This is a genomic window from Alkalihalophilus sp. As8PL, assembly GCF_040939795.1.
In the GTDB taxonomy this organism is placed as follows: Bacteria; Bacillota; Bacilli; order Bacillales; family Bacillaceae_D; genus Alkalihalophilus; species Alkalihalophilus lindianensis.
The window spans coordinates 2,005,278-2,029,339 of record NZ_CP162551.1 but is presented as its reverse complement, the minus strand read 5'-3'; the positions used below and the strand labels follow the sequence as shown (position 1 = coordinate 2,029,339).

At 37.8% G+C, this 24,062-nt stretch carries 27 protein-coding genes and 1 tRNA gene; 5 read left to right on the top strand and 23 right to left on the bottom strand.

All coding sequences use genetic code 11. The features are described 5' to 3' along the window. Positions 1 to 35 precede the first annotated feature (35 nt). Complete coding sequence (aldA, locus tag AB3N04_RS11860; protein ID WP_368502987.1) at positions 36 to 1,478, bottom strand: aldehyde dehydrogenase; 1,443 nt, start codon at positions 1,476 to 1,478, stop codon at positions 36 to 38. Between the two features lie 239 nt (positions 1,479 to 1,717). Between aldA and AB3N04_RS11855 the strand changes: the two genes are divergently transcribed. After that, positions 1,718 to 2,059 carry a general stress protein gene (locus AB3N04_RS11855; RefSeq protein ID WP_317121945.1) on the top strand — a complete coding sequence of 114 codons (342 nt, stop codon included), beginning with the start codon at positions 1,718 to 1,720 and terminating at the stop codon, positions 2,057 to 2,059. Positions 2,060 to 2,103: 44 nt separating this feature from the next. Here the strand turns inward: AB3N04_RS11855 and AB3N04_RS11850 are convergent, their stop codons facing one another. Together AB3N04_RS11850 and AB3N04_RS11845 are read right to left on the bottom strand one after the other, a co-directional pair. Next, positions 2,104 to 3,786, bottom strand: a complete 1,683-nt coding sequence (locus tag AB3N04_RS11850) for a putative bifunctional diguanylate cyclase/phosphodiesterase (protein WP_368502986.1) — start codon at positions 3,784 to 3,786, stop codon at positions 2,104 to 2,106. A 264-nt stretch (positions 3,787 to 4,050) separates the two neighbouring features. Further along, the gene (locus AB3N04_RS11845; protein WP_368502985.1) at positions 4,051 to 4,167 is read right to left on the bottom strand and encodes a hypothetical protein; all 117 of its coding nucleotides are present in this window, start codon (positions 4,165 to 4,167) and stop codon (positions 4,051 to 4,053) included. Between the two features lie 114 nt (positions 4,168 to 4,281). On the opposite strand from AB3N04_RS11845, the gene AB3N04_RS11840 reads away from it, so the two are divergent. Further along, positions 4,282 to 4,352, top strand: a tRNA-Cys gene (locus AB3N04_RS11840). A gap of 40 nt (positions 4,353 to 4,392) precedes the next feature. On the opposite strand, the gene csaA is transcribed toward AB3N04_RS11840, so the two are convergent. Together csaA and AB3N04_RS11830 are read right to left on the bottom strand one after the other, a co-directional pair. Then, entirely contained in the window at positions 4,393 to 4,725 is a 333-nt protein-coding gene (csaA, locus tag AB3N04_RS11835; RefSeq protein ID WP_368502984.1) for a chaperone CsaA, read from the bottom strand. A 284-nt stretch (positions 4,726 to 5,009) separates the two neighbouring features. Further along, a complete protein-coding gene (locus AB3N04_RS11830; protein ID WP_368502983.1) occupies positions 5,010 to 5,870 on the bottom strand; it encodes a VOC family protein in 861 nt (286 codons plus the stop codon). A 117-nt stretch (positions 5,871 to 5,987) separates the two neighbouring features. Here AB3N04_RS11830 and AB3N04_RS11825 point away from each other — a divergent pair, with 117 nt between their 5' ends. Both AB3N04_RS11825 and AB3N04_RS11820 read left to right on the top strand, forming a co-directional pair. Beyond that, positions 5,988 to 6,317 carry a winged helix-turn-helix transcriptional regulator gene (locus tag AB3N04_RS11825; protein WP_368502982.1) on the top strand — a complete coding sequence of 110 codons (330 nt, stop codon included), beginning with the start codon at positions 5,988 to 5,990 and terminating at the stop codon, positions 6,315 to 6,317. A 137-nt stretch (positions 6,318 to 6,454) separates the two neighbouring features. Then, positions 6,455 to 7,468 carry an LLM class flavin-dependent oxidoreductase gene (locus tag AB3N04_RS11820; protein WP_368506035.1) on the top strand — a complete coding sequence of 338 codons (1,014 nt, stop codon included), beginning with the start codon at positions 6,455 to 6,457 and terminating at the stop codon, positions 7,466 to 7,468. A gap of 41 nt (positions 7,469 to 7,509) precedes the next feature. On the opposite strand, the gene AB3N04_RS11815 is transcribed toward AB3N04_RS11820, so the two are convergent. The 6 genes from AB3N04_RS11815 to AB3N04_RS11790 form a co-directional block, all read right to left on the bottom strand. Beyond that, a complete protein-coding gene (locus tag AB3N04_RS11815; protein ID WP_368502981.1) occupies positions 7,510 to 8,709 on the bottom strand; it encodes an iron-containing alcohol dehydrogenase in 1,200 nt (399 codons plus the stop codon). A 213-nt stretch (positions 8,710 to 8,922) separates the two neighbouring features. Further along, the gene (locus tag AB3N04_RS11810) at positions 8,923 to 9,810 is read right to left on the bottom strand and encodes an NAD(P)/FAD-dependent oxidoreductase (RefSeq protein ID WP_368502980.1); all 888 of its coding nucleotides are present in this window, start codon (positions 9,808 to 9,810) and stop codon (positions 8,923 to 8,925) included. Between the two features lie 84 nt (positions 9,811 to 9,894). Next, positions 9,895 to 10,500: a hypothetical protein gene (locus AB3N04_RS11805; protein ID WP_368502979.1), complete on the bottom strand. Its 606-nt coding sequence runs from the start codon at positions 10,498 to 10,500 to the stop codon at positions 9,895 to 9,897. A 12-nt stretch (positions 10,501 to 10,512) separates the two neighbouring features. Then, the gene (locus tag AB3N04_RS11800; protein ID WP_317121859.1) at positions 10,513 to 11,703 is read right to left on the bottom strand and encodes a ParM/StbA family protein; all 1,191 of its coding nucleotides are present in this window, start codon (positions 11,701 to 11,703) and stop codon (positions 10,513 to 10,515) included. A 518-nt stretch (positions 11,704 to 12,221) separates the two neighbouring features. Continuing rightward, complete coding sequence (locus AB3N04_RS11795; RefSeq protein WP_368502978.1) at positions 12,222 to 13,820, bottom strand: glutathione ABC transporter substrate-binding protein; 1,599 nt, start codon at positions 13,818 to 13,820, stop codon at positions 12,222 to 12,224. 313 nt (positions 13,821 to 14,133) lie between these two features. Then, entirely contained in the window at positions 14,134 to 16,164 is a 2,031-nt protein-coding gene (locus AB3N04_RS11790) for a catalase (protein ID WP_368502977.1), read from the bottom strand. Positions 16,165 to 16,386: 222 nt separating this feature from the next. On the opposite strand from AB3N04_RS11790, the gene AB3N04_RS11785 reads away from it, so the two are divergent. Then, entirely contained in the window at positions 16,387 to 17,172 is a 786-nt protein-coding gene (locus tag AB3N04_RS11785; protein ID WP_368502976.1) for a hypothetical protein, read from the top strand. A gap of 50 nt (positions 17,173 to 17,222) precedes the next feature. Here AB3N04_RS11785 and gvpU (AB3N04_RS11780) read toward each other — a convergent pair whose 3' ends face one another. The 12 genes from gvpU (AB3N04_RS11780) to gvpJ (AB3N04_RS11725) all read right to left on the bottom strand — a co-directional run bounded on the left by gvpU (AB3N04_RS11780) (position 17,223) and on the right by gvpJ (AB3N04_RS11725) (position 24,039). Beyond that, positions 17,223 to 17,618 (bottom strand): gas vesicle accessory protein GvpU, encoded by a 396-nt coding sequence (gene gvpU, locus AB3N04_RS11780; RefSeq protein ID WP_368502975.1) that lies wholly within the window; start codon positions 17,616 to 17,618, stop codon positions 17,223 to 17,225. A gap of 47 nt (positions 17,619 to 17,665) precedes the next feature. Beyond that, a complete protein-coding gene (gene gvpU / locus AB3N04_RS11775) occupies positions 17,666 to 18,811 on the bottom strand; it encodes a gas vesicle accessory protein GvpU (RefSeq protein WP_368502974.1) in 1,146 nt (381 codons plus the stop codon). 18 nt (positions 18,812 to 18,829) lie between these two features. Next, positions 18,830 to 19,732 (bottom strand): GvpT/GvpP family gas vesicle accessory protein, encoded by a 903-nt coding sequence (gene gvpT / locus AB3N04_RS11770; protein WP_368502973.1) that lies wholly within the window; start codon positions 19,730 to 19,732, stop codon positions 18,830 to 18,832. Between the two features lie 15 nt (positions 19,733 to 19,747). Then, positions 19,748 to 20,080, bottom strand: coding sequence for a gas vesicle protein GvpJ (gene gvpJ / locus AB3N04_RS11765; RefSeq protein WP_368502972.1), 333 nt, complete (start codon positions 20,078 to 20,080; stop codon positions 19,748 to 19,750). A 26-nt stretch (positions 20,081 to 20,106) separates the two neighbouring features. Beyond that, on the bottom strand, positions 20,107 to 20,391 hold the full coding sequence (locus tag AB3N04_RS11760; protein WP_368502971.1) for a gas vesicle protein K: 285 nt from the start codon (positions 20,389 to 20,391) through the stop codon (positions 20,107 to 20,109). Next, on the bottom strand, positions 20,357 to 20,632 hold the full coding sequence (locus tag AB3N04_RS11755) for a gas vesicle protein (protein WP_368502970.1): 276 nt from the start codon (positions 20,630 to 20,632) through the stop codon (positions 20,357 to 20,359). Before AB3N04_RS11755 ends, AB3N04_RS11760 begins: the two co-directional genes overlap by 35 nt. A 16-nt stretch (positions 20,633 to 20,648) precedes the next feature. Further along, on the bottom strand, positions 20,649 to 21,455 hold the full coding sequence (locus AB3N04_RS11750) for a GvpL/GvpF family gas vesicle protein (protein ID WP_368502969.1): 807 nt from the start codon (positions 21,453 to 21,455) through the stop codon (positions 20,649 to 20,651). Positions 21,456 to 21,464: 9 nt separating this feature from the next. After that, positions 21,465 to 21,719 carry a gas vesicle protein GvpG gene (locus tag AB3N04_RS11745; RefSeq protein ID WP_368502968.1) on the bottom strand — a complete coding sequence of 85 codons (255 nt, stop codon included), beginning with the start codon at positions 21,717 to 21,719 and terminating at the stop codon, positions 21,465 to 21,467. Next, positions 21,719 to 22,486 (bottom strand): GvpL/GvpF family gas vesicle protein, encoded by a 768-nt coding sequence (locus AB3N04_RS11740; RefSeq protein ID WP_368506034.1) that lies wholly within the window; start codon positions 22,484 to 22,486, stop codon positions 21,719 to 21,721. The genes AB3N04_RS11745 and AB3N04_RS11740 overlap by 1 nt, the downstream gene beginning before the upstream one ends. A 17-nt stretch (positions 22,487 to 22,503) precedes the next feature. Then, positions 22,504 to 23,421 (bottom strand): gas vesicle protein GvpN, encoded by a 918-nt coding sequence (gene gvpN, locus AB3N04_RS11735; RefSeq protein ID WP_368502967.1) that lies wholly within the window; start codon positions 23,419 to 23,421, stop codon positions 22,504 to 22,506. 25 nt (positions 23,422 to 23,446) lie between these two features. Beyond that, positions 23,447 to 23,713 carry a gas vesicle protein GvpO gene (gene gvpO, locus AB3N04_RS11730; RefSeq protein WP_368502966.1) on the bottom strand — a complete coding sequence of 89 codons (267 nt, stop codon included), beginning with the start codon at positions 23,711 to 23,713 and terminating at the stop codon, positions 23,447 to 23,449. 65 nt (positions 23,714 to 23,778) lie between these two features. Continuing rightward, positions 23,779 to 24,039 carry a gas vesicle protein GvpJ gene (gene gvpJ, locus AB3N04_RS11725; protein ID WP_368502965.1) on the bottom strand — a complete coding sequence of 87 codons (261 nt, stop codon included), beginning with the start codon at positions 24,037 to 24,039 and terminating at the stop codon, positions 23,779 to 23,781. Positions 24,040 to 24,062 lie beyond the last annotated feature (23 nt).

Sequence of the window (24,062 nt, the reverse complement as noted above, 5' to 3'; positions counted from 1 at the left end):
CAAAAAGAGGAGCTCAAGATTGAGCTCCTCTCGACTTATTTTTCTTTATATTGCATGTAGACCACATGCGTGACTAAGTAGTCATCTAAACCATGCTTACCGTCGGCTCCACCTAACCCGGACTTACGCATACCGGCATGGTAGCCTTGAATCGCTTCGAAATTTTCTCGGTTAACAAATGTTTCTCCATACTCGAGTTCAGCGGTAGCTCGCATAACTTCATGATAATTTTCACTGTAAATAGAAGACGACAACCCATATTCCGAATCATTGGCCATTCTAATAACCTCATCAAAATCACGATAAGTTGTAATTGGAAGCACCGGTCCAAAAATTTCTTCTTTCATAATAGGAGTATCGTGTTTAACATCTTTTAACACGGTTGGCTCAAAGAAAAACCCTTTCTCTACATCAGCCGGCTGTCCTCCAGTTAAGATCGTTGCCCCGTCCTTTACTGCTTCTTTCACCATATCATAGACGCCTTCTAAATGATCCTTACTAATTAATGGCCCAATATCGGCCTCTTTATCTTCAAGCGGATTTCCATAAGTTGAGTTCTTCATTGCATCAACCATCTTTAAAATAAATTCATCAGAAACATCCTCGTGAACATAGACTCTCTCTGCATTTGTACAAGCTTGTCCTGAGTTTGTCAGACGAGATGTTTTAATGCTTTCAACTGCTACATCTAAGTCAGCGTGTTTTGTCACAATAGCAGGAGCTTTACCTCCTAGCTCTAAGTTAACTTTCGTAATTTGCTGTGCTGCCGCTTCCATTACTTTTGTTCCTGCTTTTACACTTCCAGTCATTGTCACCATGCTCACTTTCGGGTGTGAAGCCATCACGTTGCCAATTTCTGAGCCTTTCCCCGTCACATAGTTATAAACACCCTTTGGCAGACTAGATTTGTGTACAAGCTCATTAAACTTTGCAGCGGTATTAGGCGTTTGCTGACTAGGTTTTAATACGATGGTACAACCAGCAATAAGGGCTGTGGCCACTTTTCTTGCTAATATAAAAACAGGGAAATTCCAAGGGACAATCCCTGCAATTACACCAATTGGTTTTCTATGAATAAAGATTTGTTCATTAGTTTGATCACTTGGAACGATCTCTCCTTCAATCTTTCTACCCCACTCAGACATATAATAAAAATAATCAATGGCTGTGTCGACTTCCCCTGTTGCAAGCTCGTAACTCTTACCTTGTTCCTCTATAAGAAGTCGAATAAAGGTTTCACGCTCTTCTTTTAAAGCATCTCCTAATTCACGCACCATTTTACCTCTTTCATTTGATGGTACCTTCTTCCAATATTTTTGCGCTTCATATGCAGCATCAATGGCTTTATTCGCATCCTCTTCGCTTCCATTAGCAATCCTTGAGATGATTTCTTCTGTAGAAGGGTTTATTACATCAATCGTTTCTGTAGACGTTGAATCAACATATTCTCCTGCTATATATAATTTATGAGTTTTCACGGTTATGCCTCCTCTTAATTCCATTGCTTTAAGAAGGTTTTCCTACTTTATACGGATGTTAAACATGTTTTAGACGACCAATGTACCTTAACATCCTTATTACTTTTTTTGACACTTTCACAAAAGTATCCGAAACCCTTCATATTCATAGGCTTTTACTCAACCTTCAATGAAAAATGAATGATGGTTAGTTTGATTTTATTTCAGCCGGGTACACATTTACCAAGGAGGCGATAATGATGAATCCAAACTATAAAGAGTTCCAAAATGATGAAGAAGTTGTACGTGAAATTGAAACATTGAAGGCTAGAGGTGTTGACCCAGCTACAATGTATGTCATCACACATGATGATGATCGTACAGACCGTATTGCTGATAATGCTGATGCGAATACAGTTGGAGCAAGTGAAGTAGGACTTGGTACCTCCATCAAAAATGTATTCCGTAAAAAAGGTGATGAGCTGCGAGCTAAATTTTCAGAGTTAGGCTTTACAGAAGCTGAAGCAGAAAATTTAGAAAACAAGCTCGATCAAGGCAAGGTTATTCTTGTTTTAAAAGAAGATCACCCTGTTAATATGTAACTATAAAAAAAGCTTGATCTGATTCAATCAGACCAAGCTTTTTTTTATTTATGAATAAACGTTAATTGATCCATTTTTTCTTGAATTTGTTCCAAAACCCCATCTAATGATTGTCCATCTACCGGCTTGCTAAAATAATACCCTTGTAATTCATCACAGTTCGATTGCAAAAGCATTTCAACCTGTTCTTTGGTTTCTACCCCTTCTGCTGTTACGGTTAGACCAAGCTTTCTAGCTAAAGAAATAATTGAATGCACAATATGGTACTCCTTTGCTTGCTTTTCGATATTGTGAATAAATACTTTATCTATTTTAATTTTATTTACTGGCAAAACACGCAAATAATTTAACGATGCATTACTTACGCCAAAGTCATCAATAGCAACACTAAATCCTAGCTTCTTCAAGCGAAACAGTTTATCAATAATTGCTTGTTCATTTCGCAATAGAGAATGTTCAGTAATTTCTAACTCCAATTGACTTGGAGAAATTTGATATTTTTCGATTACGGTTTCTAACATCGATTCCAACGTATCAGATGCTAACGTTTTGGTAGATAGGTTAACTGCTACTTTAGTAGATGGATTCTTCGATGTGTAAATAAACTCACTTGCTTTATCTATGACCCACTCGTCTATAGTCTGAATAAAATCTCGGTCCTCAGCAACAAGAATGAATACATCTGGTGGAATGGTACCGAGCTTTGGACTAAACCATCGCAAGAGGGCCTCAAAATGAATTCCCTTCGTATGCACATTAATAACTGGTTGAAAGTAAAGGGTTAATTCTTTTTTAGTCAAAGCCCTGCGTAGCTCTCTTTCTATAATTGGTTTATTCATTACTTCATTGGTATGTTCATTAAAATTAAAGACAGTGATCGCTTGTCCACCCTTTTGTTTCGCTTGAAACATCGCATGGTAGGATTGATTAATCAAATGCTCTACAGGTAACTCCTGGCTTCTTTTATACGATATTCCAATAGAAGTGGTCACTTCTAATTCCATTTCATCGACTAAATATGACGCTTGCAGCTGCTTTTGGATTAAAGCTGCCACATCGCATATTTCATTTTCACACATGATATAAAAAAGAAACTCATCGCCCGCTATTCTGGCTAATCCACTTTCTTCATTTCTCAAAACACGCAATATCCGATTTGTCATCTCTACAATAAAGTCTTCTATCGATCCATGACCAATTAAATCAACCACGCGGTCAAATTGATTGATCTTCAAATAACAGACTGCTACCTTTTTATCAGGGGCTTGCTTCACTTTCGTCTCAATTTTTTCTTTCAACCCTTTAATACTGGGTAAACCCGTTAACGTATCAAATACATAATCATCATGACTCAGTTTTTCGGTATAACAAACTAAGTACTTAATCACACCATCATCTTCAATAATAGGCGCAATAACAGACTTACCTAACTGGTTCATTGATTCGACATTCATCTTATCTTTATAAGTAAGCGGCTTTCTTTTTTTGAGAGCTTCTATATACATTTGATTAAGATGCTCTGCAATATAGGTAGGGTATACTTCATCAATATACTTCCCAAGACACTCCTCAGATAAAGAGGCATAATCGAGTGCACCCTTGCTAAAATAACTATACTTAAAACGACCTTGTTCATATTCCATTAAAAAAACAATATCATGCAGTTCCTCAAGTGTTTTTAATATGAGGCTTAATTGAATTGTCTTATTTCCAATGCTCTCGTTCATCAAAGCACCTCTTCCCACTCTAGATCGCACTGATGCCCTATTGCATTTAAAGAACAATAAGGACTTATTTAATCCATCGTTCTTTTTAGACAAATTCCTTCTTTTATTTTAGCGAATTTTATCGATAAGCGAAATATTTTTTTTAGGAATGTAAGCTTTATAGGGAGATTTTTTTAAATAATCAGTCATTTTTATCAAGGAAGGAAAAACGGAGTATAAAAAATAGTCGGCTCAGCTTTTAGAAGTGAAACCGACTACATATTTTTATCGAGGAGAAGTGGGATTGGTTCGCTTTTGTTGCTTTCTTTTATTTAAAAACTTTCTTACGATCGGATAAATAATTGGTGCCCATTTAATTAAACGTCGTATTAATCTTCCCAAACAAAACGCCTCCTTTTGTTCTTTTACAATACCCCTGTACCCCTCCTTTAAAACCTAGAAGAAACAGACAGTTCTTTTTCTTCACATTCATGCATAGGATAGAGTAAACAGTATGGCAGCATCGCCAAGTGGTAAGGCAAAGGTCTGCAAAACCTTCATCCCCGGTTCAAATCCGGGTGCTGCCTTCAGCAAAAAACCTCGCTTAATTAAGCGAGGTTTTTTCGTTCAACTAATTGGGGTCCCATTGGGCAAGGGCACATCTGGTCGAAGGAGCACAACATCACCCACTCCTGGGACGCCTCCTAAAACGAGAACCTCCGACTTAAAACCTGCTACTCTTCGCGGCGGAAAATTTACTACAGCCACTACTTGCTTTCCAATTAACTCTTCTTCGTTGTATCGTTTCGTAATTTGAGCACTAGACCCTCGTACTCCAATCTCTTCTCCAAAATCAATTACTAATTTAATTGCAGGTACTCGAGCTTTCTTAAGAGGTTCTGCTGATTGAATTGTCCCTATCCGAATATCTAGCTTCATTAAATCTTCAATCGTTGCCATACTAATCACTCCCTTATAGTCTATTTCTTTTTCAACAACGAGCTTCTATTTCCTACTACAATTTACCGTCCACACCACTCCGAAACCCATATTGATGCTGCAGCACTATTTAAAGATGAAAAATAAAAAAGGCTGGGACAAAAGTATTTCAACTTATGGAAAATTGAACATTACTGATGCGGTCTATGTATACCGCTCCTGAAAAATACTTCGCTTTCATCCGCTCATTTAGCACTTCGTTCCTATCCTGAGTTAAACCTCTTAGATATGTCCCAGCCCCTCACTTATTTACATGCAAGTCGAATTTCAATTCCAAATGGATCAGTAATCACGTAGAAATCTTCATATGTTTTCACGTCTATTCCGTTCTTATCTAGTCTCTTTATAACGTCATTTCGCACTGTTGAATTAGGAAGAATAATGGTGTAATACACTAGTCCAATCGCATCTTTAGGTGGGTTTGGTGCACCAATACCTGCCCAAACATTGAGGCCAATATGGTGATGATAACCACCAGCTGCAATAAATAAAGCTCGCATTGCTTTAAAGTCGCCAACTACTTCAAATCCAAGCTTTTCAACATAAAAGTCTTTTGCTAATTCTAGATCACTTACATGAAGATGAATATGGCCTATGATTGTTTCTTGAGGTAATCCACTCCACTGTTCACCCTTAGCCTCATCAAGCAATTCTCTCCACATTATTGGGTCGCTCCCCATCACATAGTGATTTGACGCATCTCGTTTCCATGTAGAACGAGGTCGATCGGCATAAATTTCGATTCCATTTCCATCAGGGTCGCTTAAATAGAGCGCTTCACTTACATAATGATCGGATTGCCCAATATCCATTTTTAGTTCCAATAAGTGTTGAAGGATGACTCCTAAATCTTTTCTCGTTGGCACAAGTAATGCAAAATGATATAAGCCAGTGGTTGTACGTGGTTGTACTCGCACAGCATCAACATGCTCCTCTATCTCAACTAGTACCGTATGTCCATTAGCACTTAAATAGGCCGTTTTTTCTTCTCGCTTTAGTACATTCAAACCAATCACCGATTGATAAAACTCGACTGACCTTGTTAAATTATGAACTCTGAGCCGTACCAACCCGATTTGTGTATCCGAATGTATAACAGTATTCATTGACTAATCCTCCCAGTGTTTCTTCTTTATTCTTATTATGCTCCCTCTATCTCTCATTCGAAAGTAGGCAGTTTAAAGTGGTATAGTATACAAAAAGATACCAAAGGCGGAATCAATATGTCTGAATGTAAAGTAGAAACAGCTCTTGAAATTCTCACAGGAAAATGGAAACCAAAAATTCTTTTTCAACTGCTTAATCATAAAACAATGCGGTTCAATGAATTAATGCGTATGATTCCAGGCGTTACACAACGAATGCTCACTCAACATCTACGCGAACTTGAAGAACAGGATATCGTTACTCGCACTGTCTATGCTGAGGTCCCTCCTAAAGTAGAGTATTCAATATCAGATTATGGGTCGACATTGGTACCCGTCTTGCAAACGATGGATGAATGGGGACGAAAGCATGCTGAACATATTCAAAAAAGGAATGAAACGAACTAATTATTGATTGCATCCAATTCCAAGTCGTTTTATTACGATGCCCGAAAGATAGTTGATACAATAGATGTATGGATCTTGGAATACAAAGATATAAACATTCCATTTCCATGTACTATCGATAGAAAAGAGTTGAGATGATGACAATTAACCATAAAGCAAGAACACTAAAAGATATTAAATTTTCCGTCCTAGACCTTGCCCCCGTTATTGTTGGCGGCACACCTAGTGATTCATTTCGTAATACCGTTGACCTTGCCCAGTATGCTGAGAAATTAGGTTTTGAACGTTACTGGCTGGCTGAACACCATAATATGCCCGGTATTGCGAGTTCTGCTACCTCAGTGGTAATTGGACATGTAGCAGCTAATACCTCTACTATCCGTGTAGGCTCTGGTGGAATTATGTTACCAAATCATGCTCCACTAGTTATTGCTGAGCAATTCGGCACTTTAGAGTCTTTGTTTCCTGGAAGAATCGACCTTGGATTAGGACGAGCTCCTGGGACCGATCAAGTAACCGCTTATGCCCTTAGACGTGACCGTAGAAGCAATGGCCAAGACTTTCCAGAACAGCTTGCTGAACTACGTGAATTCTTGCAACCGACAGAAGAGCTGAGAGTAAGAGCTGTTCCTGGTGAGGGATTAAATATTCCGATCTGGCTCCTTGGCTCTAGTGGGTTCAGTGCACAATTGGCAGGATCTCTTGGTCTTCCATTTGCCTTTGCAAGTCATTTTTCACCAGATAATACTCTACCAGCGCTTAAAGTCTATCGTGATCACTTCAAGCCATCTGAGGTCCTTAGCGAACCGTATGCAATGGTAGGCGTTAATGTCATTGCTGCTGAAACAAATGAAGAAGCACAACGACTATCGACGTCTATGCAGCAACAGTTTCTAAATCTTGTTCGTAACCAACCTACTCAGCTGCAACCGCCAGTTGAGAGCATGGATAAGTTATGGACACCTTTTGAAAAACAAACACTGCAACAACAACTCGGTTCCTCCGTGGTCGGTGATAAAGAGACCGTCAAAGAAAAGCTTCAAGCCTTTTTAGATGAAACAGGAGCTGACGAAATGATGGTCAATGCTCAAATCTATGACCACAAGGCACGTTTACGTTCATTTGAAATTGTTTCTGAAGTTGTGCGTTAACACATAAGAGGTACAAACCTGTGCGGTTTGTACCTCTTTGGTTATTCTCTAATCATATGATAAAGATGAGCCATATCTCTTTTATATAATATTTTCGGTACGGGGTATAATGGGTTTGCTTCCTTTAAGGCTCTCTCAACCATTTGTGGGATATCACTCTCAACGATACGATCAATTTTTCTAGGGAGGCTCATTCTTTCATTTAATAATTTTATTGCTTCAATAAACTTCTTTGCCTTTTGTTCATTTGTATCTGTTGTTTCACCTACGCCTGCAGTATCAGCTAGTTCAGCTAAAGGCTTGTGCACAGCGGAACCATAATATTCTAGAATATAAGGGAGAATAATAGCATTAGCTATTCCATGAGGAACGGAATAAAACCCTCCAAGAGTATGAGCAATAGCATGAACATATCCAACATAAGCACGAGTAAATGCAACTCCAGCCAAATATGATGCACGCTGCATATTTTTTCGTGCCGAAACATTCTCTCCATTAGAATATGCTTCATAAATATTATCAAATATCAATTTAACAGCTTCTTTACTACATTTCTTTGTTTCCTCTGTATTTCCTCTACCAATATACGCTTCAACCGCATGAGTTAATGCATCCATTCCAGTAGCAGCTGTAATGGAGGGTGGAAGCTTTATCGTTAATAACGGGTCAAGGACTGCAAAATCTGGGATTAAGACCGGATCACTTATCGCATATTTTTCATGAGTCTCACTATTTGTGATCACCGCTGCTAGCGTCGCTTCACTTCCTGTGCCTGAAGTTGTGGGCACGGCAAAAAGGGGAGGAGTGTCTTTTTTAACCTTTAACACTCCCTTCATTTGTTCGATATCCTTCTCAGGCCTTGCTAGACGTGCCCCTACACCTTTTGCACAATCTATAGATGACCCGCCACCAAAAGCCACGATTCCTTGACAATGATTGGATTTATATAAGTTCATTGCCTCTTCAATATTTTCAATCGTTGGATTCGGTACTGTCTTGTCATAGAGTACAAACTTCACATTCATATTTTCTAAACTTGCTAGAAATCCATCTAGCAACCCAATCGAAGTAATCCCTCTATCACTCACGATTAAAAGCTGATCAATCTCTTGTTCTTTAATGAGCGGAGGCAGTTCTTTTATACTACCTTCTCCCTCTAGCAATATTGGTTTTCGCCAAGGTAAGTATTGAGAGATCATTTTAAAAGCAAACTGATAAGTCCTATAATACACTGCACGCATACGATTACCTCGCTTCCTCTTAGTGAAGGCTTCACCGTTCATACTGCTTCATGTTGAACCGTTCTTTTCTAGGTATATATGTACTATATACCTTAAATATCCAAATAATCAAAATATTTTTCTTATATGGATATACCAGCAAGTAGAAGGTTGTTCATTAAAAAGCGCGAGAAAGAACGCAAAGGGCCACTGACACCTTTACGTTCTTTTACCTTATATTAGCGATTTATGGATCCAGATGGCTGCTTGCAAACCTTCCCCCATTGCAATAGCAGCCTGCTCTGAGTATGCTACCACATCACCAGCTGCCCAAACATGCTTTACTGTAGTCATTTTTGAGCGTGGATCAACAACAACATGCTTATTTTCAAGCCGCTCTGCACCAAGCTGATCTGCTAAGCTAGAGCGTACGTCATTTCCTCCAAAAGCAAGAAACCCTTTTTCTACACTTATTTTTTCTTTGTTTATAAGATTGATTTCCTCTAATAATCCATTTGGAGCACTTAGTGAATGAATTTCTTTTTCTATGTATTTAATGTTGTGATCTTCTAATTTCTGAAGAACTTCTTTGTCGACCGGTTGTTTTTCATGATTAATATAAAGAATATTCTTGGTCCAATAAGTGAGAGTAAGCGCCATATTTGCTCCTACATTTCCACTCCCTATTACTGCTGTCTTCTTCCCATTTATTTCATAGCCATCACAATCTGGGCATATATAGACACTCAGTCCTAAACAGGGAATTAACCCCTCTAATTTAGGAAACCGGTCCATTACTCCTGTAGCTAGCAAGATACGTTTCCCGCTAATTTCTTTACCTTTGTCTGTTTGGAGCGTGAAATGTTCTTCTGTTTTCTCAACTGTTTCTACTTTACCATTTTCAAATACCACATCAAGACCTTCTGCATGCTCCCTACCTTTTTGTCTTAAATACTCTCCACTTACCCCGTCTGGGTAGCCTAATATATTATGGTAGCTCCTGCATAAACGAGACCTTCCGCCTTCATTATCAATTACTAATACATCGTGTTGATACCTGCCTAATTGGATAGCAGCTTGCAACCCAGCAATCCCACCTCCAACAATTACGCAATCATACATATTTCTCACCTCCACTTTACTATACCCAGAGAAATAATAAAAAAACAGCTTACCCCTGATTGGCACCAGAAGAAAGCTGCGATTTTATTTATTCATTTTTGCAAGAAAATCTCCAAGTAAATCATCTGCATCTTCTTCCTCTTCCTCAATCTCAGCTTCCTCTGTAGCAGCTTGCTCAAGTCTCGCCTGATTCCAATTGAAGTTCATTAAATCATCGTCCGAGAAAGGGCTACTACCAACTTCCTCTTCTTCCGTAACCTCTGGTACAGATGGGTCCTTTTGTTGCTCCCTACTAGTGGACAAAATATCTTGTTCTTGTAAATAAAGAGCCTCATCTATATCAAGCGAAGAGCTATTTAAAGCTGCTAAAACGGAGGTAGCTCTAAGAGGATCAGCTAATAACTGATATACAATACTTCCTAATAAGGCTTCTGAATGTGAATGTTTAAGCCAATTACGTTGTTCTTTACTTAATTGCTTTGGTAGAGGAATCGTAACCGTCTCTCTTTCTTTTGAAAGCGAGTTACCCACACCCTCTAATACATATTCAGCCATTTTACTTGAGAAGTTCCGTCTTTCAGTTTCTTTGAGTGTCTGAAGTTGCCTGAGAATATGATCAGGTGTATCAGAAGGAAGGCGAAAGGTAATCGCCTGCCCTCTTTCAATACCTGTTGACCCCGTTTTTTTCATAGCGGCACCCTATTATTTCTTATTCGCTTTTTTATCTGAAATAGGTTCTTTAGTAGCTGCTACTTGGTTCGTTTTACGATCGTAATCTGCAATTAATTTATAATAAGCATTTGCCATCATCCAAATGCTTTCCTTTTCATCTTCAAAGAATGCAATGTTATAGCCATCTAAATTATTATTTAACGTCTTAAGGTACTCTTTTAGAACCATCGCTCCTCCACCAACGAAATAACAAATTTCCGTTTGAGAGTTCTTTTGCCATACATTACGTAAATGACGGTATTGCTTTTTCGCTAATTCGAACAAAATACGATCTGTGATGTCATGAACGCTTGTACGACTTCCTTTTACCATAATATGATTGCGATCTTGTTTTTTCGTAATCACTTCAACGACATCACGACGACTATCTAACTCTACTCCATGCTTTGTTCTAATTTCTTCTCGAATCGCCTCTAATGATTCAGAAACCCCTAAATTAAAGCCTTGCGCTTTATCATCGTCTACGTTACGGTTTTTAATTACAGCAATATCAGTTGAAAGACCACCAATATCTTGAATAAGAATTCTCTTATCAACGAGGTCACGATTAATAATATTTAAGTCTTTATCCATCACCAGATTAATATAAGCTGCAAAGCCCTCTGGATAGATCTTAACCTGATCAAAACGGATATTTACTTTTAACCCTTGATATTTTGGCGTTACTAAGAACTCTACTTGGTGAACAGAGCTTAATAGTTGAGAGCGATATCCAACATCTTTTCCTTCTTTTACTTCACGAAGGGGTAGACCAGTTCCAAGTGTATAATTGGCGTCTACAACTTGATTATTCTTCTTAAATAGATCGCTATTTTCCTCTCGAACAGCATCAAGAGCCAATGTTGCAAATAACATAACCAACGTTTGATCCTCTTCGGATTTACTACTTCCTGGATCAAGCTCAGTAGCATTATCACTTTTTGTTGCTAAGCTCCCTACACGATAAATAGCATTATTATCATTTAATGCTGGGGAGTGTACGCGAATATGTATTCCATCTAATGGATCTTTCTCATTTAATTCTTCAATCCCAATAACAGGACGGTCCTCGGTATCTCTAGCGGTTACATTAGGAATATTAAGTTCAAAATCCGCTTTGCCAAACAGTGCTTTAACAGAATCATTACCTACGTCAATTGCAGCAATTCTACTTCTTGTCATAAAACAATCAAACCTTTCAAATAGAATAATGGCTCTTTAACTATCATTTACCATTTGACTCAAGAGTATCTTAGCAGCCTCAATCCGTCAATCATCCATAAGTTGCATTCATCACGTAAACAAATTTGTAAACATGTATACATTTTCGTTTACAAAACACATAAATTGTATACATGCCTTTAAATCAACATGTATTCACTTTTGTACACTTGTTTACAATAATGTATACATACTAGTTACAATTTGTTTACTTGTATACATTAATGTAAACATCTAAATACTTCCAAATAAATGATAATATTTCAGTCGAATATACTACTAGTAATGTCGCTTAAACCCTCCCCTACTTTCTAAATTCGGTGAACTAGAAGCTGCAAGAACATCGATTTAGACTTATAACTATACTTTTTATACCACTATACATGAGATCCAATTGATCATCTTCTATCTCAATAACCTTAAAGAAGCATAAAAAAGGTAGGTAAGAGAGTCTCTTACCTACCTTTTTACAGAATAACTTATTGAATGGTTACATCTTTTAATTGGTATACACCAGATGCATCCGACCAGAAACCTTCAACACCTTCCCCTACACCCATAATGTGAGATGGGTGGTATAAGAACGCCATAGGAGATTCTTCGTTTAAATAGTTCGTAGCTTCTACATACATTTGTAAGCGTGTGTCTTCATCTTGCTCAATACGAGCGTCATACAACATTTGATCGAATGTTTCGTCCTCCATGAATACACGGTTACCTGAACCAACACTATCAGAATGGAATAGCATATGCATTGGGTAATCAGCGTCACCTGTACCTAGAGATAAGCCTAAAATAAACATATCATGCTCTCCAGCAGTAGTAGCATCTAAATACGCTCCCCATTCAACTACTTGAATGTCCACTTCAATACCAATCTCACTTAAGCTAGCTTGGGTTAACTCAGCAATATCAATGCGTTCACGGTTATCATTTGTCCAAATCGTTGTGCTGAAGCCATCCTCATACCCAGCTTCTGCAAGTAACTCTCTAGCACCCTCTACATCACGTTCGATTGATTCTACATCTTCACTAAAACCAAAGTTCGTATCATTAATAGGACCAATAGCAGCTTCACCAGTGCCATCTAAAATCCCGTTTAGCATAGCTTCTTTATCAAGAGTCATGGCTATTGCTTGTCTTACTAATTTGTTATCAAACGGTTCTTTATCCATATTAAAGCCTAAGTAAGTAATACTTGCTGCATTACGTACGTAAGCTTCAGTACCCTCCATGTTTTCTACTCGATTTAAATCACTTGGTTGCACCGGATCAATGATATGAGCTGAACCAGTCTCAAGTTCTGCAATACGAGTTAGATCCTCTGGAACAACTCTGAATGTCACAGTATCAACATGTGCATTCTCACCCCAGTAGTCTTCAAAGTTATTTAAGACAAGGTGATCCCCTGGTTGCCAGCTTCCAAATTCAAAAAAGCCTGTACCAATCGGATTGTCGTTAATATATGTACCCGGTTGATCTCCATTTTCAACTGCCTCGTTATCAGCATCGATTACATCTTTACTAATAATACTAGAAGCATAATGGGCCATGTGGGCCGGTAATGGAGCAAATGGTTGTTCCGTTTTAAATTGAATTGTATGATCGTCTACGACGGTAATCTCTTCAACAATTTCAAATAAGATTGCACGTGGAGAAGCAGTAGTTTCGTGTAGAATACGCTCAACATTAGCTTTTACAACATCTGCGTTGAATTCAGATCCATCATGAAAGTAAACATCTTCACGAAGCTTAAATTCCCAAACATCCTCTTCAATTGGAGTCCATTCCTCAGCAAGAAGGGGTTCAAGCTCCATATCTGTGTTGTACTTAACTAATGTTTGATAAATATTTGATTGGACATTTCCACTCGGAACATCACTAGATGTGTGTGGATCAAGTGATGTAGCATCAGATAAAACAGCGACAACAAGATCGCCTCCGCCCTCATTGCTTACCCCCTCATCTACACCCTCTGTAGTACTACCATTAGATGATGGTTCACTTGCACACCCTACAAGTGCAAGCGCCATGGCAATTGAACATACGCCAGCTCTCAAAAATTTACTTTTAATCATGACATCCTCCTCTAAAATAGTCTTTTGCACACATACAAAACTACTATATTGTTACACAATTGTAAACACCATTAACAGAAAATTTTATTTTTTTATTATTTTTAGAAACTATCAACCACTAAAGAATTGAATTTTCACTCATGGCGTTTATCAAATCAAACTAAAATATATATATTTACCTGGTAAAAGCGATAATTTTATACATAAAGGTTAAAATTAAACTATTTAATAATAACTTCTTCACTTACATCATCATCATAAAGACAAAATAAAAAAGAGAGGGTGTCCCCTCTCTACGTACAAATATCCTTTATTAACGATTCCAATGTCGATGTTCAGCAATGGCTCCTGCAAAGTTTTGACTAAATACTTTCATATCTTTACCTGTTACCACACCTTGCTTCTCAACTATTTCCACTTCTTCTAACCAAGATGTACCACCATGAGTGGCTCCAATTGGTTTAAAGTGAGAGAAAGCTTCTTTTATGAAGTAAATGGCATCCTCTTTAAAGGATTGCTCAGGATTTTTACCACCAACTACATATAAAGCATCAAACAATACTGATTCACCCGTTAAGAAAGTGTGATCGATTTCAAACTCAATACCATCTGCTCCCTTTTTCACACCTAATTTATCACTAATAAACTCCGGTTGGATTCCTTGAGTTTTTAGTTCATCCAATACCGCTTTTACTTCACTACCATTAAAGTCTTGATCAAGAATGACACCTACTTTACGAGTATCTGGCTTCTTAACTGAATTTTCTTGGCTGAGAGCTGGTGAAACCTTATCTACCTTAGAACCACCCTCCGCTGGGGAACTTGCACCAATCGCTTCTGCAACTGGTTTAGCTAGATCAAGTGTGACATTAGCAAACATGTCTATAACCTGTTGTTGCACAGACTTATTCTGAACTTTTCCAAGTTCAAAGCTGAACGCTTCAACGATATGATCCTTTTCAACCTCACTCATACTATTCCAGAATAGTTTTGCTTGGGAGAAATGGTCTTTAAAGCTCTCGCTTCTCGTACGCACTTTACGTCCTTCTACTTTCTCTTGATAATGGACATAGCCTCCCTCTTCTTCACTTGCTGTTGCAGGGGTGTTAGCAGCAATAGAGTTTTTATGATAGCTCACTTGTCCTTTATTAATTGTTTGACGACCAAAGCCATCTCGTTGATTATTGTGAAACGGACACACTGGTCTATTAATAGGGAGCTCATGAAAATTAGGTCCACCCAGACGAATTAGTTGTGTATCTGTGTAAGAAAACAAACGTCCTTGTAGCAAGGGATCATTTGTAAAATCGATACCTGGCACGACATGCCCTGGGTGAAATGCAACTTGCTCTGTTTCAGCAAAAACATTATCTACATTTCGATTCAATGTCATCTTCCCAATGATCTTGACTGGTACATCTTCTTCTGGCCATATTTTTGTAGGGTCAAGTATATCAAAATCAAAAGCAAATTCATCTTCTTCACTAATAAGCTGGACCCCTAGTTCATACTCAGGAAAATCTCCATTTTCAATGGATTCCCACAAGTCTCTACGATGAAAATCAGGGTCTTTTCCTGCTACTTTTTGAGCTTCATCCCAAACTAGAGAATGAATGCCAAGTACAGGTTTCCAATGAAATTTAACAAAATGAGCCTTACCTTCTTCATTAATGAAACGGAATGTATGAACTCCAAACCCTTCCATCATTCTGAAGCTACGTGGAATAGATCGATCAGACATCGCCCACATCACCATATGAGCAGATTCTTGATTGTTAGCTATAAAATCCCAAAAAGTATCATGTGCAGATTGGGCTTGAGGTATTTCATTGTGAGGTTCTGGCTTGAGTGCATGGACTAAATCCGGAAATTTGATTGCATCTTGGATAAAGAAAACTGGGATGTTGTTACCAACTAAATCATAGTTACCTTCTTCTGTATAAAATTTCGTTGCAAACCCGCGAGCATCGCGTACGGTTTCAGCAGAACCCTTAGAGCCAGCAACTGTAGAGAACCTGACAAATACAGGCGTCTTAACCGAAGGATCTTGTAAAAATTTTGCCTTCGTAAATTCTTTTGCCGATTCATAAACTTCAAATTCACCATGAGCAGCAAAACCCCTAGCATGGACAATCCTCTCAGGGATTCTTTCATGGTCAAAATGAGTCATTTTTTCACGGAAATGAAAATCCTCCATTAAAGTAGGACCACGATCTCCTGCTTTAATGGAAAATTCATCCTCTGAAACTTTTAATCCTTGGTTAGTTGTCAGCTTCTTGCCTTCATCTTTTACACGAAAGGATTCTAGCTGCTGATCTTTCTTATTTTTCATTTCATTACTCATGAATATTCCTCCCTTAATATGACAAAAATCACACCTTAGACTTTACCCTTGATAATGATTCATAAAACAAGATCAAAGCCTATTAGTTGGATTTTATTTCAATTTGTAAATTCCCTTTTAAAATCTACTAATGGAAAGAAGAGAGATATAAATCTTTCATTCTATTTGTTATAATACAAAGATGAATATTAGTGAAATTCTAATAGAGGAGTAAGATGCCAAATGGCTACTGTCATTATTCAAAATGAAACGATGTCAGTTTTAGATTGTATTGGTGAGAACATTTTTATAGCAAATAATGACTTTGAATTAATCTGGATGAACAAGGCAGCACACAAGTTAATTGATCAAATAAAAGAGCTTATTCATGTCTCAGATTCAACTGAAGTAATTGGAAAGAACCTATCTATCTTTCATGCGAATTTTGGACGTCAGAAGGCTATTCTAGAAAAATATCTTCCTTACCACTCAAGAATCGAACTATATGGAAGATATTCTGTAGAATTAAAAGTAACGCATTTAATAAATGAGCAAGAAGAAAAGACCGGCTATATTTTAACGTGGAATGATATTACGGAAGAAGAAGAGGAAAATCAAAAAAAGCAAAAGTTAATTGAAGAGATTAGTACACCCATACTTCCAATGGCAGTGGAACATTCACTGTTAGTTCCGCTCATCGGGACTTATGATTCCGAACGTTTTGAAAAGCTACAACAAAAATTATTACTAGAGTGCTCTACTTCAGGGACAGAGTATGTCGTATTCGACTTTAGTAGTATGTTGTTTGAAGATAATGAGCGAATTATTAACCAAATTGCCACGATTTCAGAAACCATTGTGCTAGTAGGAGCAGAACCTATTTATGTAGGCTTTCAAATTCCTCTGATAAGAGAGCTGGTTAACCGAAAAATAAAAACAGGGGCAAAAACATTCGGCACCTTTAAACAGGCATCAACCTATTTACTAAAGAAAAATGGGTATTCAACCGATTTAACTGATAAAAATTAAATTGATAGATAAAAATGAGCAACCGTATAGACACGTTTGCTCATTTTTCTTTACTCACTACTATCTGTAATTTTTCCTAAGAAGAAGCCGTCTACTTCACTTAATTTGCCTCGCCAAATAATCTTCCCAGTTGAAGGAGTAGATTTACTATCACCGATAAACATCTTTGTATGCTTCATGTGAATAAAAGAGACTTCAGATGGGCTACCACTCTCGGCTTCTTCGCTCGCTTTAGATAGTTCCTTACTCACCTTTTGAGCTACCTCATTTCCATCTTCAAATGATTCACTAAGCTCATTCAAATACTCTTTCGCAGAAATAAGGGTCCCTGATATGAGAGCTCCTTTGACGTTTAATGTGATATCTAAAGAGAAATTATGCTTATTGGCCGCTTGCACAAAAAACTGTAGAATACTGTCTTTTCGTGCACTTACCCCATCACTCATAATGACATCTCCTCTCTATCCCTCTAGATGAAGAGGATTAAAGCGAACTAATCCTTCTTCTCTGAGGTTTTTTTAGCTTTTGTTTTATTTGATGAAGTTCTTTTGGCTTTAGCTTTTTTACTTCTGGACTTTCGTTTGTTTTTCTGTTCGCCAGCTTCTTCGTCTTCTGCTTTCTCTTCGTCAGCTTCTTCGTCTTCTGCTTTCTCTTCGTCAGCTTCTTCGTCTTCTGCTTTCTCTTCGCCAGCTTCTTCGTCTTCTGCTTTCTCTTCGTCAGCTTCTTCGTCTTCTGCTTTCTCTTCGTCAGCTTCTTCGTCTTCTGCTTTCTCTTCGCTAGCTTCTTCGTCTTCCGCTTTCTCTTCGCTAGCTTCTTCGTCTTCCGCTTTCTCTTCGCTAGCTTCTTCGTCTTCCGCTTTCTCTTCGCTAGCTTCTTCGTCTTCCGCTTTCTCTTCGCTAGCTTCTTCGTCTTCCGCTTTCTCTTCGCTAGCTTCTTCGTCTTCCGCTTTCTCTTCGTCAGCTTCTTCGTCTTCTACTTTCTCTTCGCTAGCTTCTTCGTCTTCCGCTTTCTCTTCGCCAGCTTCTTCGTCTTCTGCTTTCTCTTCGCCAGCTTCTTCGTCTTCTGCTTTCTCTTCGCCAGCTTCTTCGTCTTCTGCTTTCTCTTCGCTTGCTTCTTCGTCTTCCTTTACCTTTTCCTGCTTCTCATCCACTAACTCGCCAATTGATTCTTCTAATTGGTCTAAACGCTCATCTGCGCTATTTTCATCAGATTCAGAGTCTTTACCTTCATCAGATTCAGATGTCTCATTTTCATCACTTGAGGCTGCGCCTAAATAGAAACCATCTACTGCACTTAGCTTTCCTCTCCAGAGAACCTCCCCCTTAGAAGGGGTTGGGTTACTATCTCCACAATAGACTTGAGCCTCTTTCATGTGAATAAATTGGGCTTTAGAATCTTCACTTGTATCAACAGCTTCTCCAGCTTTAGCAAACTGTTCACTCAATATATCAGCTACTTCATTTCCGCCTTCAAATCGTTCACTAAGGGATGAAAAATAATCTTTTGCCGAAATCATTGTTCCCGTAACAATGGCGCCTCCGACATTTAAAGTGAGCTCAACGTTGAAATTTTCTTTGTTAGCTGCACGTACCAAAAACTTCAGAATGCTATCGCCTACTTCTTGATGTTCCTCACTCATTATACCTTCCTCCCTTCATTATGAAGATGTATCATCATCGCTTGAGAGAGTTGTGTCATCATTTTGTGACTTTGACTTAGAATTTTTCTTTGTAGTATTGCGCTTTCTTCTTGTCGATTTACCATTTTTATTGCCTGTGTTTTTTTTCTTTGAATCTTCTTTCTTATCATCATCTTTTGAATCAGTATCTTCTTTTTCTTCTTTGTCCTCTGACTCATCTTCTTCGTTATCCTTTGAGTCATCTTCTTTTTCTTTGTCCTCTGACTCATCTTTTTCGTTATTCTTTGAGTCATCTTCTTTTTCTTCTTTTTCTTCTTGCTCTTTGTCTTCTGACTCAGTATCTTCTTCTTTATCTTCTGACTCATCTTCATCCTTTGAGCCATCTTCCTTTTCTTCCGTGTCGCCTTCGTCCTTCATTTCTTCTTCGTCTTCATCTTCTTGATCATTTGTAGCAGCTGCTTCATCATTACTTTGTGTTAATTTTGTCAGCATTTCTTCTAAACGACCTAAGCGATCATGTAAATTGTCATTTTCTTCTTTTAAGGATTCATAGTCAGCATTGTTTTCTGGCTCTTTATTTTCATCGTTTTCTACAGCTTCTTCTTGCTCATTGTCAGAGTCTTCATCTGACTCATCTTGGTTCTGATTAAATAAGTTCTTCGCTGAATTTTTTAATGAATCTGCAGCCTTTTTAGACTTATCTTTAGCCATTTGACCAAAATCAGTACCTTTACTTTTAAGCTTTTCACTATCAATGCTATCTTTAATTCTCTTCGCATTTTCTGGTGTTGCTAAATATCCTACTGTAGCTCCAAGCAATCCTCCAGCAATTGAACGTTTAATTGGACTACCACTTGAACTTGTCTCCTGATTTGTCTCTTTCTCTTCTGTTTGATTTTCTACTTTTTTATCTTCTGCCATGGTAAAAACCTCCTATTAGTAGTTAAATTCCGTTGAGTTTAAGCGATTGGTATCCATCTTTTTTTCAAGAGTTTCCAATCTTTCTTGTAATCTCTTATTTTCTTCCTCAAGAGCTTTCGTGTTATTCCCGACCGCTTTAGAGCTTAGATATGGATCTGTTTCCCACCAATCCATTCCAATCTCTTTTGCTTTATCTACTGAAGCTACAATTAGTCGAATTTTAATCGTTAATAACTCGACATCTGCAATTCCTACAGTGATATCTCCAGCAATTACGACACCCTTATCTAGTATTTTCTCTAAAACATCCACAATCGTACTTGATTGCATAGAATGCTCGACTGCCATTTAAAGTCCCCCTTGATCTGTTTAAATTAAAGTAAACTTCCTAAAGGACCCAGATCAATATTTAAGTCTTCTGCATCAAGACCAAAAATTTCTTTTAACTCTTCCATTTTTTCTTCTAGATTCATTAAAGCTTCACCAAGGTCCTCAACTTGCTCATCTGATAATGTGCCGCCCTCGACACGTCTCATAGCGTGTCTTTCTACAATTTGTCTTAATAGCTCTATAACAGTGAGAACAAGCTGTGCCAAACCATGCTCTGCCTTATCAGGATCTAAGTTAATTCTCCCACTTGTTGGGTTGGCCGGTTGCATCAATTAACTCCTCCCTTTGTTGATCAAAATTTGCTGAAGAGACTGGATGATGTTGTTCTTGTTGGGCTTGTACAAGCGACTCAACAGAGGCAATTAACACTCTTAAATCTAAATACACCAAATCGACTCCAGCAATGGATATAACTAAATCTGCCTTAATGGCTACACCTTTATCAAGAATGACATCTAAAATATCAATTAATGCGATGTCTTTATTTTCAACCGATTCTCTAAGTGACATATATCTTCATCCTCACTTATGAAAAGCTAGAAAAATGGTATGCTGGCCAAGGACCAGATGCTTCAAACTGCCAACCCATTTCCTTCATTTCCTTTTCATATTGCTGGATTTGCTCTAAAAAGGACTCTACCTCAGATTTAGAAATAAGGTATACGCCATTCCAAGTCATATTTTCCTTCTTACCTGTAACGTCTTTACTCCAATTCTTCTTCACATTGCCCTGAAGAACAAACGTTTGGAGATTGGCATGAATTGCTTCACTAACTCGATTTTTTTCTTCTTCAAGTTCATTTTCAATAAGCTTGTCTATCTTTTTCTTTTCAAAGAATTGTTTTCCTCTTGGTAACTCACTAATTTCAGCTCTCTTAGCTTCAATCGTAGGATTATTCTGACTCACTTGCTCTTTTAGCAACTGATCATCACAATACAACTTCAAATTCCATTCTTCATTTCCAGCAAGCAAGTCAAATGTATTCATCATTTTAGATCCATTTGCATGGACTGTGGTTTTTAAACTATCTTGATTTTTATATAGGGTACAAAACTTCAATGGAATAATCGTGAATAACTTTGATAGTTTCATAACCGTTTCATGATGGTGAAATGCTTTTTCTTGGAGCCATTCCATATCGTTATTTATTCGGTCTTTAATACTTTCTTCTGAATACTCATTAGCGTTTAAATTGCAAACAATTGCTGTGATATCATCGATAGGAATCGTGTAAATATCCCCTACATCATCAAATCCTTTAAAAGATGGAAACGATTGATTGGTCGCTTCATTTGTTGGGACTAAGCCGTATAAATAGATTAGATCGCCCATCTTCTACCCTCATTTCTTTTTAGTCATCTCTTCCCACTGCTCAATTTCAAGCCGTTTTGCTACTTCGTATCGAGTAATTAACTCTTCCTCTTTTGCTTTATAAGCTTCTTCAGGAATTTCGCCAAGCTCATACATCATTTGTAGTTGAATAAGCTTTTGTTGAATGGTGTTAAGGTCATACAACTCTTTATCAGCCTCTTCTTTTACCTTTTCACCAATCTTTATGACAAGGTTAATTGGCGCTGAAATTAGTTTATGAATCATTAGCTATCCTCAACCTTGAGCCTAATATTGACAAAGTTATAAGCTGGCCAAGGTCCTGTATAATTAAATTCAACTTTGTCCTTCCATTGATCATGTGCAGCATTTACTTTTTGATCAAATTCTTCTTCTTTATCACGGTCAATGAGGAAAGAAGCATTTAAGAGCATCGTTTCACCAATTGGATCATTAGCCTTTGCTGCTTCTGCTCCTTCATTTAAAGGTTCGAATATCTCCTTTTCTACTTCTTTTTGAAGAGAATTCATAAACTCTTGCGCCGCACCACCTATTTTGATTCTTTCATAATAGCTAGCAGCCTCGGATTTACCTTTTACTTTTTGGGCCATCTGATCAAGTTTGGCATTCTCCCTTACTTGTGATTCTAGCCACCCTTTTTTTCCGATCACTTTCAGTCCGACTTCAATTTTTCCTTTTATTTCTGGAAACAGCTTTGTAAACTGCGGGTAGAGATTTTCCAGTAATACTGCCACGTCTTCAGTGGATTGAAATACATTACCAAAACTAACAGGAATAACTGTGTCCTTATGCTTCATCACAAGAGAAACGGCATGTTGGTGCATCATTAAATTCTCTTTATTAGGGTGATAGATCTTCATAGGAGCACGAGTCGCCACCATCCCTGCATCTTTATAGCGGATTGTAAAAAGGTCGCATTTCTTTCCTTCTATTTCAATCTCACCCAACTCATCATCTGTTTCTGTTTGAATTCCACAAAAAATATATATTCCCATTTTCTCTTCTTGACTCATCATTTAGCTCTCCTTCATCAATCAGTCGCCTTCATGCTTTTTAATGCTTTATTTATTAGATTTTTTGCTTGATTTAATGGCTGGTCGTCCTCTATACATCGACTTACTTGATGACCTAATATATCGATACACAGACGTTTAAAATCTTCATTTTCTCCATCTATTGGGGTGTCTTGTTCTGTAGCTAGCTTGGCAATCATTAAAGAGGCTCGTAAGCTTGGACCGCTATCATCCTTGCATTGATTTCGTAAAGTTGAAACAAGAGTCGTAATCGCTTTAGCTTGTTTCTCGGTCGCATCTGTTTTTTCGGAAATAATCAACGTTTCATGATCGATGTCTTTATAATCCACAAAAATAGTAATTAAGCGATCAAGCAATGCATCTTGTGTTTGGTAGACCCCTGCATACTCTTCAGGATTACTCGTGAAAATTACCGAAAAATCAGGATGAACCTTTACAAATGGTTCCGTTCTTTTAGAACCATATAAAGGCAAAATACGCTCCTCTAAAATGGATAAAAAGATATTATTAGTGTCAGGCTTTGATCGCGTAAATTCATCATATACAAGTGTGTATCCATTTTTGACCGCTTCAAGTAAACGTCCATCTCTCCACGTCTCACTTACGCTCTCATCCTTTTTATAAACTGAGCGAATATAGTTATCGACCATCTTTTTACTTGTGTAGCCAGTAAAATCACCAATCAAATCGCTATTATTCAACTCATGATTTCCATGAATCAGCATAATAGGCTTTTTTCGCTTTTTTGCTACAGCTAGTGCTAGAGAGGTTTTTCCTGCCCCTGATGGACCGGTAAAATGAATAGGGTAACCAGCTTTTAAATAGTGTAATGAGCGAGAAAGTAAATCTTTCGTCTCTTTATCTTGCACGATTGAACTAGTATTCTTTTTGATCTTTTCTTTTAAGACCGTCACTCTATTCCCTCCTACTCACTACAACCTATACTTCCACATCGATAGCACTTCTATAGCGAATATCACGTCTTTTAAACGAAGTAACTTCCTTTTCCTCATTTAAAGAAACGTCATAAACACCGATCATTTCGTCTTTAGCATATTTTTTCATATATTCCTTCTCTTCAATTACTTCAACAGTAAGCACCCAGCCACCATTTTCACGTTCTTCAACTGCTGTGATTTTATGAAGAGGCGCTACATGTTCATTGAAGAAGTCAGCAACATTATTCATAATCTCTTTAATTCCCATAGTGACCTCCTGGATATAGAGGATGGTGAGTCAGGGGAATACCCCGACTCCTCCATCATTTGCCTTTAAATACTAAAAGCTGCTTTACGTTCATTTGGTTGTTCCGGAAGCCCGTTTTCTTCTACTTCATCTCTTAGAAGTCCTACTGCTTCTGCATAACGTAACCATGTATCAACACTTGCAATTACTACGCGTGCCTCAATTGTTAAGATTTCAATTCCAACGACCGATACTCGAACAAAAGCATCAATGACAATACCCTTATCTAAAATACGGTCAATAACCTCGGCTAGACTTGAACTATCTGTACTTTTTTGAACAGCCATTACTCATTCTCCTTTCATATGCC